Annotated in this window: 12 protein-coding genes and 1 pseudogene; 9 read left to right on the forward strand and 4 right to left on the reverse strand. The window is 42.6% G+C overall.

Annotated elements, in window-relative coordinates; translation table 11 throughout:
- Positions 1–7: 7 nt before the first annotated feature.
- Both CV014_RS18740 and pdhA read right to left on the reverse strand, forming a co-directional pair.
- Entirely contained in the window at positions 8–877 is an 870-nt protein-coding gene (locus tag CV014_RS18740; RefSeq protein ID WP_236143438.1) for an aldose epimerase family protein, read from the reverse strand.
- A 203-nt stretch (positions 878–1,080) separates the two neighbouring features.
- Positions 1,081–2,114: pseudogene (gene pdhA, locus CV014_RS18745) on the reverse strand (pyruvate dehydrogenase (acetyl-transferring) E1 component subunit alpha).
- 774 nt (positions 2,115–2,888) lie between these two features.
- Between pdhA and CV014_RS18750 the strand changes: the two are divergent.
- Both CV014_RS18750 and CV014_RS18755 read left to right on the forward strand, forming a co-directional pair.
- Positions 2,889–5,141: an IMS domain-containing protein gene (locus CV014_RS18750; protein ID WP_236143403.1), complete on the forward strand. Its 2,253-nt coding sequence runs from the start codon at positions 2,889–2,891 to the stop codon at positions 5,139–5,141.
- Positions 5,142–5,740: 599 nt separating this feature from the next.
- Positions 5,741–6,982, forward strand: a complete 1,242-nt coding sequence (locus tag CV014_RS18755) for a DUF4912 domain-containing protein (protein WP_236143404.1) — start codon at positions 5,741–5,743, stop codon at positions 6,980–6,982.
- Here CV014_RS18755 and CV014_RS18760 read toward each other — a convergent pair.
- On the reverse strand, positions 6,979–7,167 hold the full coding sequence (locus CV014_RS18760; RefSeq protein WP_236143405.1) for a hypothetical protein: 189 nt from the start codon (positions 7,165–7,167) through the stop codon (positions 6,979–6,981). The two genes, CV014_RS18755 and CV014_RS18760, sit on opposite strands and share 4 nt — an antisense overlap.
- A gap of 37 nt (positions 7,168–7,204) precedes the next feature.
- On the opposite strand from CV014_RS18760, the gene CV014_RS18765 reads away from it, so the two are divergent.
- Positions 7,205–8,131: a phosphodiester glycosidase family protein gene (locus CV014_RS18765; RefSeq protein WP_236143406.1), complete on the forward strand. Its 927-nt coding sequence runs from the start codon at positions 7,205–7,207 to the stop codon at positions 8,129–8,131.
- Here CV014_RS18765 and CV014_RS18770 read toward each other — a convergent pair.
- Positions 8,114–8,422 (reverse strand): aminotransferase class V-fold PLP-dependent enzyme, encoded by a 309-nt coding sequence (locus CV014_RS18770; protein ID WP_329608399.1) that lies wholly within the window; start codon positions 8,420–8,422, stop codon positions 8,114–8,116. The genes CV014_RS18765 and CV014_RS18770 overlap by 18 nt on opposite strands.
- Positions 8,423–8,639: 217 nt before the next feature.
- Here CV014_RS18770 and CV014_RS18775 point away from each other — a divergent pair, with 217 nt between their 5' ends.
- The 6 genes from CV014_RS18775 (at position 8,640) to CV014_RS18800 (ending at position 13,734) form a co-directional block, all read left to right on the forward strand.
- Complete coding sequence (locus tag CV014_RS18775) at positions 8,640–10,349, forward strand: N-acyl-D-amino-acid deacylase family protein (RefSeq protein WP_236143408.1); 1,710 nt, start codon at positions 8,640–8,642, stop codon at positions 10,347–10,349.
- 72 nt (positions 10,350–10,421) lie between these two features.
- Positions 10,422–10,739, forward strand: a complete 318-nt coding sequence (locus CV014_RS18780) for a DUF433 domain-containing protein (protein WP_236143409.1) — start codon at positions 10,422–10,424, stop codon at positions 10,737–10,739.
- Positions 10,736–11,080 (forward strand): DUF5615 family PIN-like protein, encoded by a 345-nt coding sequence (locus CV014_RS18785; protein ID WP_236143410.1) that lies wholly within the window; start codon positions 10,736–10,738, stop codon positions 11,078–11,080. Before CV014_RS18780 ends, CV014_RS18785 begins: the two co-directional genes overlap by 4 nt.
- Positions 11,081–11,200: 120 nt before the next feature.
- The gene (locus CV014_RS18790; RefSeq protein WP_236143411.1) at positions 11,201–11,608 is read left to right on the forward strand and encodes an Mpo1-like protein; all 408 of its coding nucleotides are present in this window, start codon (positions 11,201–11,203) and stop codon (positions 11,606–11,608) included.
- A gap of 202 nt (positions 11,609–11,810) precedes the next feature.
- On the forward strand, positions 11,811–12,815 hold the full coding sequence (locus CV014_RS18795; protein ID WP_236143412.1) for an aromatic ring-hydroxylating oxygenase subunit alpha: 1,005 nt from the start codon (positions 11,811–11,813) through the stop codon (positions 12,813–12,815).
- Between the two features lie 163 nt (positions 12,816–12,978).
- A complete protein-coding gene (locus CV014_RS18800) occupies positions 12,979–13,734 on the forward strand; it encodes a hypothetical protein (RefSeq protein ID WP_236143413.1) in 756 nt (251 codons plus the stop codon).
- The last annotated feature ends 65 nt before the right edge of the window (positions 13,735–13,799 follow it).

Raw genomic sequence — 13,799 nt, forward strand, 5'->3', positions numbered from 1 at the left:
GGGGTTGCTAGAAAAAATTTGCCGTTAATTTGATAGATGCTGTGTGACTAGCTCCAGGAGCCAAGAGAGTCAGCTTTTCACCTGTGTTGAGAGCGTTACGGGGCGCGCTCCAAGGTTCGAGACAATAGAACTCTTTACCCTTGATTGTCCAGAATACCAGCATAGAAAAGATATCGTCGTAATCTATGGACAGTTTGAGCTTGCGGCTATGGTCTGTCACACTCGCAGACTGAGAGCTAATCTGTTTAAAAGCAAAATCGATTTCATCGCGGTTAAAGTCAAAATTGCCATCAAAGGGATGAACTTCTTTGCTTTTCTGGTCTTGATATTCCTGGGAGGGAATAGCGAATTCTAGTTGATTTTTATCTCCAGTCAGGAAGTAAGGATGAAAACCAGCCGAAAAGGGTAGGTCTGTGGACGAGAGATTGTGATATTGCTGTTGAATTTCTAGTGTGTTCCCTTGGAGGACATAAGTAAATACTAGTTGGAAATCAAAAGGATAAACCGCTTTGGTTTGTTCGCTGCTGTTCAGAACGATGGTGAGTGCTGCTTTGTCTTTAGTAGCTTGTTCAGTTACTACCCAGGGTAAATCACGAGCAAAGCCATGTTGTTTGAGGGTGTACTGCTGACCATTGAGGGTGTAGGTGTTATCGGGTAAGTTACCACAGATGGGAAATAAAATCGGATTTCCACCCCTGACGCTTAACTCAGGATTGGCAAAGCGTTCAGTGTCCAGATAAAGAATTTCTTCACCCTTGATTTGCCAACGGGTAATAATACCGCCCCGTTCTGGTACGACTTCTAAATAAGCACCTGCGGTTTCATCAGCCAAGATATAGGTTTTGTAATGTTGTTGTTGAGTGGCAATACTAAACATCATATTAGTCCATAGTTGGATATGGGGCATGGGGCATTGGGTATGGGACATTGGGCATGGGGCATTGGGCATTGAGCATTGGGTGTGGAGTTAAAAATCTCCCTTGTCTCCCCTGCTCCCTGCTCCCTGCCCCCCTGCCTCCCCTGCCTCCCCTGCCTCCCCTGCCTCCCCTGCCTCCCTGCCTCCCCTGCCCCCTGCCTCCTCTATTCGTCTTCGGCAAAAATAAAGCGGTACAACTCGCTGGGGTCTGGTTCAGGGCTGCTTTCGGCGAATTTTACGGCATCGTCGATAAGTGCCTGAATTTTGTTGTCGATCGCTTTTAATTCTGCTTCGTCTACTAAGTTCTGCTCAATCAAGTAAGCTGCTAGCTTTTTGATGGGATCACGGGAGAACCAAAAGTCTTTTTCGGCTTTACTCCGCAGTTCGTCTGGATCTGCTAGGGAGTGACCACGGAAGCGGTAGGTGAGGGCTTCGATGAGGGTTGGCCCTTCTCCAGCACGGGCGCGGGCTACGGCTTCTTGGGCTACGGAATGTACTGCTAATACATCCATCCCGTCAACTTCTACGCCCACCATGTTGAAGACGCTGGCTTTTTTGTAGATTTCTGGATCGGAGGTGGCGCGATCGTGTGCCATCCCAATTGCCCATTTATTATTTTCTACCACGAAAATAATTGGCAATTTCCAGAGGGCGGCCATGTTGAGGGTTTCAAAAAACTGGCCGTTGTTAGCCGCACCATCTCCAAAGAAACAAGCGGTTACTTGGTCAGCATTGGGATCACCCAAGACTTCACGGCGATATTTACTTTGAAAAGCTGCACCAGCAGCGACAGGAATACCTTCAGCCACGAAAGCGTAACCACCTAACAGACGATGTTCGGCAGAAAACATGTGCATCGAGCCACCACGGCCTTTACTACAACCTGTGGCTTTACCGAATAGTTCTGCCATGACTTCTTTGCTGGTACTCCCGCGCTTAAAGCGTGGACGTGGTCACGGTAGGTACTGGAAACAAAATCTTCACCTGGGCGCATGGCTTTAATTACGCCAGAGGAAACGGCTTCTTGTCCGTTATATAAATGGACAAAACCAAACATTTTGCCTCTATAGTACATTTCGGCGCACTTATCTTCAAAGAAACGCCCTAAAACCATGTCTTCATATAAAAGTAAGCCAGTCTCTTTGCTGATTTGGACTGAGGCGGTATCAAATTTAGGTAACGCGCGTTCTTGAATCATTATTTTTTAGTATTCCTATCCTCAAGTCGAAATTTACCATTTTCTATAGGTTGTTCTCTCAACAAGTTTGCTGTCTTTACAGAGTTTTGCTAGAGTCCACAACCAATTTCTCAGCACCAGAAATCTTTATAGGGAATATTTGGCAATTACAGGTTAAATTTGCTGTATTTTAGGGATATCTAGCAAGATATGTCCCTGGCAAACTTTTTACCTTTTAACTTTACTATTACCCGTTCCCGTTCATAGGCTATCACTCAGGATAGCTTGGTTTCTGCATACCTATGAACAGTTTAGAAAAAATCCCCGCCAAAATCTTAAATATATATGCAAATGATTGCCAAAGTAGTTTTCTTGTGATATATTCTGGTTCTTTAATATTGCTCAACTCCTATTCTCAAGTGGTGCATCTTCCGGTTTAACTGTTATATACAGATAAATCTCCGAGTAAAAATAAATCATACTGGTTTGTACCAACAGGGCTTTGTGTCAACGAAGGCTGCTAATTAAGTTTTATATGCTCAAAAGCTGATAACATTTATGGTCAGGAAAATTACTAAGAATTAAGACAAAATATCAGCACTTTCTAGGCGAAGGCAAAATGTTGGTACTAGAATATGACACAAATTTTAGGAAGCAACAAAACTAGTTGTTGCAATATACACTTAATAGTGTAAGTCCGGCACGGTATTATTCACCGTATGATTGTGGCACGGTTTTACAGGCCTGGAATGCTCTAGGTGAATTATGTTGATCACGGTGCAGGGGAAGTAGGCTGTGCGAATTCCGCTTGATTACTACCGAATTTTAGGACTGCCTTTGGCCGCAAGCGAGGAACAGTTGCGACAAGCTTATAGCGATCGCATTGTCCAATTGCCCCGAAGGGAGTATTCTCAAGCAGCCATTGCTTCCCGTAAACAACTTATAGAAGAAGCTTACGTGGTTTTATCTGATCCCAAGGAACGCAGTAGTTACGACCAGCTATATCTTGCTCATGCCTATGATCCAGATAGTCCTGGTACTACCAAAGTAGCCCTAGAAAATCGTCCTCACGATCATCAGGGTAGACTCGATGCTCACAATCTCAGTATCGAGGTAGCCTCTGAGGAGCTAGTTGGTGCTTTATTAATTTTGCAAGAGTTAGGAGAATACGAACTAGTGCTGAAACTAGGTCGTACCTATCTGGGTAATCAAAACGGTGCAGGATCGAAAAAGGGTGTGCATTTGGCAGCAGAAGATTTTCTGCAAACTGCCGAACGTCCAGATATTATCTTGACGGTGGCTCTGGCTTGTCTAGAATTGGGTCGTGAGCAATGGCAGCAAGGTCATTATGAAAATGCCGCCCTTTCTTTGGAGACTGGGCAAGAAATGCTGGCGCGTGAAGGGCTGTTTCCCAACGTCCAAGGGGAAATTCAAGCTGACTTATATAAGTTACGCCCATACCGGATTTTGGAACTACTTGCCTTACCTTTGGAACAGAAAATAGAACGCCATCAAGGTCTAGATTTACTGCAAGGCATTCTAGACGATCGCGGTGGTATTGATGGCAATGGCAATGATGAATCAGGCCTGAGCATAGACGACTTTCTTCGCTTTATCCAGCAACTACGCCACTACTTAACAGTTGCTGAACAACACAAGCTTTTTGACGCAGAAAGCAAACGTCCTTCGGCGGTAGCCACCTATTTAGCGGTTTACGCCTCAATTGCACGGGGATTTACCAACCGTCAACCCGCTTTAATTCGTCATGCCAAGCAAATGCTGATGCGGTTGGCAAAACGGCAAGATGTGCATTTAGAACAGTCCTTGTGTGCGCTACTGCTAGGGCAAACGGAAGAAGCTACCCGTGTCTTAGAATTGAGTCAGGAATATGAGTCTTTAGCTTTTATTCGGGAAAAATCGCAGGATTCACCGGATTTACTACCTGGTTTGTGCCTTTACGCCGAACAATGGCTACACAATGAAGTATTTCCCCATTTTCGAGATTTAGCCAAACAACCAGCATCATTGAAAGATTATTTTGCTAACCCGCAAGTACAAGCTTATCTAGAAGCTTTACCTACGGATGCAGAAGTCACCAACGAATGGAAAGTAATTAATCGTCCCCAAAATCGTAACTCTCATCAAGGTAATACTCGCACCGAGTCTAATAACCACCGCACACCAGATCCAGAGTTACCCACAACCCAAAATTACAGAGTTCCAGAACCAGCAAATTCTCACAGAGTCCGAGAACAAACCCCACCCATACCACCATACACTGGCACACCAAATTCCCAGACACCAGCACCAATGTCAGGGGTAGAACGTACTGCGAGGGCTAATCATCATCCTAGTACCCCACCACGCCCCACCACCCAACGCAGGCGACGCAAACCGACTGCACCCAAAAACACAGAAAATCATCGTCCCCACTCTCAACGTAACTTGATGAGCAGGTTAGACGGTAGAACGCGCCTAGTGTGGACTGTGTTTTTGTCTATGGCGGGTATTTTGGTGTTTTGGTTATTAGTTTCGACTGTTTTCGGTGCTTTGAGAAATGTATTTTCGCCAACACCGGCGGTAGTCGCAGAACCATTTCTGACTCAGATTAATGAACCTGTGGTGACGACACTGGAGAGCAACGGCGCGTTTCAACAGGATGGAGTCATGACAGAAGCGATCGCCGAAGGAGTGATTAAAACTTGGTTATCTACTAAAGCGGCGGCTCTTGGCCCTAACCACGAAATTGAAGGTTTAGGGGATATTTTAACTGGTTCTGCTTTATCACAGTGGCGATTTACTGCCCAACAAGTGAGAGCGACTGGTAACTATCGTCTTTATAGTCACAGCGTCACCGTCAACGAAGTCAACTCATCAGAACAAGATCCCAATCGGGCGATCGTCAGAGCTAACGTCAAGGAAATGACCCAATTTTATCGGAATGGTCAACAAGTAGACTCTGAGGACGACAATTTACGCGTGCGTTATGAATTAGTTCGTCAAGAAGGGACTTGGCGGATTCAAAGTATGTCGGCTGTGGTGAATTAAGGCAAAAGGTAAAAGGTAGTACCGATGAAACTTATTTCATGTCCAAGCATCAAAGAGCGACTGGTATGAGGTTTGAATAGTGAAGATACATTCAAATATGTTTACTAACCACTCACAACCCACCACTCACAACTCACAACTCACAACTCAGCACTCCGCACTCCGCACTCCGCACTCAGCACTCAGCACTAACTAATAAGCTTAAATACTATTAAACGCATTAACAATGTCAAGACTTCATGACATTGAGTCACTATGAATAGGTATAAATGTCAGGGGATCATGACAAATTGATCCCACAAGGGCTAATAAGTTCGTCAAATAGGCAAAAAAGCCTGTTGACACCCCTTGATCCCTAACCGGGGTTACTAGTTAATATTCATTTAACAAACTTAATAAGTGACTTCTCACAATCCCAAAGTGCTGATTTTGGCATGAGTAAGAAATTGAAAGGATGAAACTTTCCATTTAACAAAAGACTAAACAACACACTGGGCAAAACCAGGAGTCAGGCATAAGAAATTCATCTGGGCATCTAACCAAGCATTTTGTTACCCAGAGAAATAATTTACCTTTCAAGCTACTGGAGGCCAAAATTCATGGCAAAAGAACGCCCACCGCTAGAAGAGATGACACTGCGGCAATTACGTAAAGTTGCCAGCGAATTTAACATCTCTCGCTATAGCCGGATGAGGAAATCTCAGTTACTAGCATCAATTCAAGAAGTTCAACGTCAAAAAGCGACGCTTAACCCATCTCGTTCACTGGAGGCACAAGAAACCGTGGAAGCTGCAAAATTTGAACTAGGTCAAGAAGACCGTACCGGTGGTTCTCTAGCTGATGTTGACGAAGAATTAGTGGATTTACCTGGTGGTTACGGTGACAGCCGGATTGTGCTGTTACCCCGTGATCCACAGTGGGCTTATGCTTACTGGGATGTTCCCAACGAGCATAAAGAAGACTTGCGTCGGCAAGGGGGACAACAACTGGCACTACGGATTTATGATGTTACCGACATCGATATTGAATATCAAAGCCCCCACAGCATTCAAGAGTATCCTGCCGATGAACTAGCAAGAGAATGGTATATTCCCATTCCTGTGAGCGATCGCGATTATGTCATCGATATCGGTTATCGTGCTTTTGATGGACATTGGTTGGTGCTAGCTCGTTCAGCGCGCGTTCACATTCCCCCCGTATATCCCTCTGACTGGATTGAAGATGTCTTCATCACCGTCAACTTTGAGGAAGATTTACGCGGTAAAACCCTTTACGAACTCGTACCCCCCGCCAAGAAAGTTCCCTCAGTCGGTGCAAATGGCAACCCCATCTACGACCAAATCTTTGGCTTGGCAGAATCCGCCGAAGCGCAACGGGTGGCTGGTTCTCTGTTCGGTTCTATGCAGCACGTTCCTGGTTCTGTGCGCCCCGAACAAGCCATCAGTTCTTACATCTTCCCCTCTGGTGTAGGTATGTGGGCAGTTCCCACCGCTTCCGGTATCAATATGTCCGGTGTGGGAATGTCTGGTGTCGGCTTCTCTGCTTCCGCCGTTCCCGTACGTCCTCGCAAGTTCTGGTTAATTGCTGACGCTGAGTTAATTGTTTACGGTGCAACCGAACCAGACGCAACCGTCACAATTGGTGGTCGTCCCATCAAACTCAATCCCGATGGTACATTCCGCTTCCAGATGTCCTTCCAAGACGGCTTAATTGACTACCCCATTTTGGCTGTCGCAGCTGATGGTGAGCAAACCCGTTCCATCCACATGAAGTTCGAGCGTGAAACCCCATCTCGGAACACCAACACCAAAGATGAAGCTGTTTTAGAATGGCTGTCTTAGGTTAGGGAGTGGGGAGTGCTGAGTGCTGAGTGCTGAGTGCTGTTAGCGGAAGCGGGGCGTTGAGCAGCGTGCTGAGTTAGAAAATTAATTCTACCTTGTCCACCTTCCAATCCCCAGTCCCCAATCCCCAATCCCCAGTCCCCAATCCCCAATCCCCAACCCTCATTGGAATTTTGAATCAACACCCGCTATAGTCTAGGCTGTAGTGGGTTTTTATTTTGTATGTCTATTTCAAAGATAATTACTTTATCTATAGTTACTATTGTTGGTAGTTTATTATCAAGTTGTAGTAAGTTTGATACTAGTTCAGCCGCCAGGCCAGTCAAAGCTTGTCTTGGGGAAAATCCTCAATTTAGTATTGAATTTTTCAAGACTAATAATCGGGGTGAGAAATTTGCTAAAGGTATTAATCATGTGATTGTTTTTAATCCTAAGTCTGAGGCACTAGATTTTAAAGTCAATGTGGGTTTGTCTCATGCAATTTATGCTAAAGACAGTAGAGGCAGAATTAGGAGAGAATACATCCCAAAACAGTTTCGTGAAATTATTACTGATAATAACTCTCTACTTAACGGTAAAAAACCCATAGCAGCAATTAACGCCGATTATATAGATCCAGAAAATAAACCTCAAGGGTTAAATATTTCCCGTGGGATTGAGTATGCAGGGGATTTTAAAAATAGACGTTCTTCCTTTGGGATTTCTGGTGGTAAACCTCAACAAAGACAAGCAACAATTCAAGCTGGTAGACGAGCGAATAATATTCTGAATTACAATTTAGTAGGCGGTAACGGGAGATTTTATCGTCAAGGTAAATTTAAAGATATTTGCCAAGATTTAGGGGAATTAGCCTGTAAACAAGCGACGAATCGGTCTATGGCGGCTATTACTACTAAGGGTTATGTAATTTTATTAGTTAATGATATCAAGGCTAATTCTAATATTGAAGTATCATCAATTAATCAAGAGCTAACACCAGATAAATTTGATGATGTTTTAGAGGGAATTGCCCGTAAAAATTGTTTGGGGACAATTCAAGAAGGTATTTTATTTGATGGTGGTATGTCACCAGGGCTTTACTATAATAATAAAGTTTATGTAGAAAATCCTGGTTTTATTGGTTCAGTATTTTTAATTTATAAACAATGAGGAATTATCTAGAATTTTAGAGTCTCCATTCACCACTGAATCAGGAATTGCGGTTTGGAGTTGCTTTTGCAATTGATATCGTAGAATTGCGATCGCACTTTCATTTTGTTCCATCTCCAACCCTCTCAATCTGCAAGCTTCCCCGAAACCGACGATTCCAGGGACGTTGAGTGTACCTGATCTGATTCCCTGCTGATGGCCCCCACCGTAAATCATTGGTGGGAGAGGAGAATTTTTTGTGATTACCAACGCACCAACGCCTTTGGGTGCGTAAAATTTATGTCCAGAAATTGCAAGATATCAGATATAAAATTTTTATTACAGAATTCAATGCTTGTTGTAATACCAATTCACAATTCGCAATTCGCAATTCGCAATTGATAAATCCTGACTTGACAAGGTTTTCTGGGTTTCGATCTGTATCAGAATTTTAGTGAATTGGTATAACTGCAAAGATTTAGCTTTTAAAGTATCTTCGGGAAAGAATTAGCGGACAGAAAAAACTATCATGTTAGATTTATTGATTCAAAATGGGTTAATTTTTGATGGTTTAGGATCTGCGCCTGTGCGGGGAGATATCGGAATTAAAAATGGACAGATTATCAACCTTGCACCTTCGTTAAATATGCCAGCGCGGGAAGTGGTTGACGCTGCTGGGTTGTGGGTAACACCAGGATTTATTGATATTCATACTCACTATGATTTAGAGTTAGAAATTGCACCAGGACTAAGTGAATCGGTGCGTCATGGTGTGACGAGTGTAGTTATTGGTAATTGTAGTTTGTCCATCGCCATTGGTGAACCGCAAATGCTGGCGGATATTTTTCAAAGGGTGGAGACGCTTTCCCATCGGTTAATTGCCAAATGGCTGCAAAAGTCGGTGTCTTGGCAAACTCCCGCCGAATATTTACAGCATTTGCAGCAGTTACCCTTGGGGGTGAATATTGCACCTTTACTGGGACATAGTGCTTTACGTGCAGAAGTGATGGGGTTAGAACGCAGTTTAAAGGTGCAACCTAGCAAATTCGAGTTAAAAGTGATGCAGCGCATAGCCGCAGATGCTTTAGATGCAGGCTTTGTGGGCGTTTCTATTGATATGTTTCCTTGGCATCGGATGAGTGGAGAATGGCGGGGGATGACAATTCCCTCACAACACGCCAAGTTTAAAGAATATGCGATGTTGGCGGATTTGTGTAGAAGGCGCGATCGCGTTTTTCAAGTCACCCCCAATTTACAACGCCTCGCTTCTTTTATTGATATTCTCCGTATGGGTGTAGGTATAGGTAAACGTCCACTGAGGTTAACTGTCCTCTCAGCTTTAGACGCTGTCCACAATCGTCACCTCTGGAAAATATTTTCTCCGATTCTATATATCTGGAATCATTTGTTGGGCGGGAATGTCCGCTTTCAAACCCTAACTGAACCCTTCACCATTTACTCAGATGGTTCTGTCACCCCCTTATTTGAAGACTTTTCCACAGGCGCGCAACTCAATAGCTGTAATTCCCGCCAAGAAAGGCAGAAACTTTGGCAATCTCCTGCTTTTCGTCGTCAGTTCCGCCAAGAATGGCTGAAGGGAAAACATAGATCATTTCATCGTGATTTAAATTTGATCACCGTTGTGCAGTGTCCCCAAAGCAGTTGGGAAGGCTTAAGTTTCGCGGAAATTGCCCGTCAATACCAACAAGAACCGGTAGATTTTTTTATCCAAGCGTTACATGAATACGACACAGATTTACGCTGGGTAGGAACAGGGGCAAATGACCGCTTACAGCCCCGTTTAGCGTTAATGCAGCATCCCTACATTCTCCCAGGATTTACGGATGCTGGCGCGCACGTTCGTAACCTGGGTTACTACGATGGGGCGTTGTCTTTACTTAAACAAGCTGTGACTACCAAATTTATGTCACCAGAGGCGGCGATTTATCGCGTTACCGGAGAACCCGCCCAATGGTTTCGCCTAGATACGGGAGTTCTGAAAGTGGGTGCAAAAGCCGATATAGTTTTACTCAATCCCGATGCTTTAAATCAACCCATCAGCCCCCAAGTGGAAATTTTAGATCCGGTTTTGGATGGTGAACCTCGGATGGTGAAGCGTGGTTCAGATGAGATTGTCACCGCAGTGTATATTAATGGGGTGCAAGTGGTTAGTAAAGGTAAAGTGAGCGATCGCTTGGGATGTGAAAAATTGGGAAGCGTTTTATTTCCGTGTTCATAAGTCCAACTCATCCCCATCCCATGTAATAGGTAAAACTTGATAACTTCTATCTCCTGCTAAACTGAGAGAATAATGGCTCTAGCAAGTGATTTGTTTATGGCTTCTGAAACAATCTCACGCTACGTTACTCGCAACACTGAAATTTTGAATGGAGAACCAATTATTATAGGAACGCGCACATCAGTTCGCGCTATAGTTGGACTCTGGCGAATGGGAATTATGCCAGAAGAAATTTTAAACCATTTACCTCATCTAACATTGGCACAAGTGTTTGATGCTTTGAGTTTCTATCTTGATAATCAGGCAGAAATCAACGATTACATAGAAAAAAACCGAGTTCCCGAAGAATTAGTGCATCCATCTGTTAGAGAAACATTAGGTGCATTGTGACAGTTTTTGCTGCCCTATATACAGATGAGGATATGTCAGCGTTAGTTGCGACACTTTTAAAATCGCGTGGTTTAGATGTTGCCACTGTTCCTGAACAAGCTACTCTCGGAAAAACCGACAGAGAACAACTGGAGTTTGCAACATCCATTGGTAGGTGTATCTTAACTCATAATCGAGTTGATTTCGAGCATTTACATCTGCAATATATGGCAGAAGGCAAACAACATTTTGGAATTATCATTGTTCCTCAAAAAAATGCTTATGAAGTCGCACAGCGTATTGGGATTTTAGTCAATGCGTTAAAGGCTGATGAGATTAGGAATCAGTTGCTATATGCTTAAATTATTTTAGTCAATGTTTCTATTCGCAGCTTAATTTTTGGAGAGAAACAGTTTTTGCAGAACTATCGGAGTTATGAATAAAGCTTATGCGGATAAATATAGTTTTTCAAAAATCATCTTATGAGTAACATCAATTCTGATTCCCAATATCAGTTGAGAAATCAGATTAATCATAAAATTCTCGATCATCCTTTTACTGATTATTGGGATATTTTTGTTCTTAAACATCAACATCCTATTAATATTTTTCTTCATGTTGTTGGGATATTCTTCTTTTATGGTTTACTGTTTACTGTTTGGAAATCGCATAACTTTTGGTTACTCTTGGCATTACCTTTAACACAGTTAATTGGCTTAATTGGACATTTTTTATTTGAGCGTAGCCATATTGATTTACAAGATGCTATCTTTTCTTGGCGGGCTTCTTACTGTTTAGGTAAAATGCTCATCAGGGTTTTGATGGGGAAATATCAAGATGATATTCGCCAAAGACAAGAAATATTAAATAATTATCAATCTAGCAATTAAGTAGAACGAATGAAAAAACAAACTATGTTAAACAATATAAAAATACTAGAATTCATTTCGTAGTAAGAACTTTAGTCCTTTTCTGTTCGCGGAACGTCTCGTAAAGCCTACGGCATAGCTGCGCTTAGAGCGCAGCCTCTCGTAGAGAAGAGAGAACTAAAGTTCTCACTACGAACCTTTAATTATTTACCTTGTTCTAATTATGCAAATCTTTAATAACTGGAATATTGTAGCAAAGGGTTGGTATATCGCCTGTCCTAGTCGAGAATTACCGCCTACTACAGCTAAATCTCTGGAAATGTGTGGACAAAAAATTGTGATTTTTCGTGGTGTAGATGGAAAGGTACGGGCTTTAGATGCTTACTGTCCACATTTGGGAACAGATTTAGGTATTGGACACGTTGAAGGGAATTTGATTCGCTGTGCATTTCATCATTGGGCTTTTGATGAAACAGGAATCTGTCAAAATATTCCCTGTCAAACAGAGATTCCGGCTAAAGCGAAAGTCTCAGCTTATGCGACATCTGAAAAATATGGCTTTATTTGGATTTATCCTGATGCGGAAGCACCGGAAGATGTAGCTGATTTTGATGAATTGCGGGGTAAAGAAATTGTCACTCAAGCTGATACCCCATTTGAAAGAAGTTGCCATCATCATATTTGTATGATGAATGGAATTGACGCGCAACATTTAAAAACAATTCATCGTTTAGATATCAAAATGGATTTGTCCCTACATCGTAACCAATTAGGGACACAAATTGACTTTACAATGCGGGGAAATTTTCCTCAATCAACTTGGCGAGAACGCTTAGGTAAAAGATTTTTAGGTGCTACCTATGAATATTCTATGCGCTATGCTCATGGTTGTATGGGTTTATTAACAATGATGAAAAATGTTAAAGTTTTTCCCCCATTACATATGATGTATGCTTACACTCCCATAGCACCTGGAAGAACACGCATTCAACCAATTTATGTGACAGAAAAACGTCGTGGAATTGGGGGATATATCATCAGCAAATTTTTACTATTCTGCACTCGTTTAGCTTACTATATGCTCAGAGATGAAGACGGCAAAATTTACGATAATATTCAATTTTCACCTAAGTTACTGCTGAGTATTGATCAGCCATTGGCTAAGTATATGGAGTATGTGAATCAGCTAGAACCGTCTCGATGGTCACATCGCTGCGCTCCGAATTAAAAATTAAAAAAAGTTAAGTTTTGTATGTAATTTGTGAACAGCAAGGAGTGGTTTACGTATCCATTCCCATATCTGTCACATGACACTGTAATTTTACCATTTAGCTAGATAACGTGTTAATTATAAGCATCCTATTAAAACAAGTTTAGGTAATTGCAACATAATGAAAAGTTGGTTAGTCCCTGTAGAGAAACTACAACCGGGCGATCGCATCGCCATGTATGCGTTATTAAATAATCACTTTCAAGGTGTCACTTGGGAAGGATTCCAGGCTGATTTACAACAGAAAAACTGGGTGTTGCTGTTGAGAGAGGAAATTACCAACACTCTCAAAGGCTTTTCTACCATGATGTTGCGTCAGACTAATTTTGCTGGAGAAAAGATTAGTGTAGTCTATTCCGGCGACACGATTGTTGATCCTAGTGCTTGGTCGAGTACCACCCTACCACGTACCTGGATTGCTGCTGTAAATTATCTGCGTCAATATTATGGCAACAATAAACTGTACTGGCTGTTGATTTGCTCCGGTTTTCGTACCTACCGCTTTCTTCCGACTTTTTGGCAAGAATTCTATCCCCGCTACGATACAGCCACACCCCCAGATGTGACAAGTCTGATTGCACATTTGGCAATAGAATACTATGGTGACTCCTATAAAGCCGCAACAGGTATTGTTCGCTTTCCCCATCCGCAAATTTTGCGTGAGGGTTTAGTAGAAATCCCCACCGGAAGACAAACCAATCCCCATATCAAATTTTTTACAGAAAAAAACCCAGATTATTCTCTAGGCGATGAATTGGTATGTTTAACTGAAATCTGCTATGAAAACCTCACCCACGCCGGACAAAGAATGTGGCAGTCAGAATCGTTGTTAGAATTTTTTCAAGATAGGGGTGTGGGAGTGCTGAGTAATGAGTAATAAGTAATGAGTAATGAGTAATGAGTGCTAATGCAGAAATAAATTCTCCCTTCCAATCCCCAGTC

The sequence above is a fragment of the Nostoc sp. CMAA1605 genome, from assembly GCF_021596505.1.
Taxonomy (GTDB): domain Bacteria; phylum Cyanobacteriota; class Cyanobacteriia; order Cyanobacteriales; family Nostocaceae; genus Trichormus.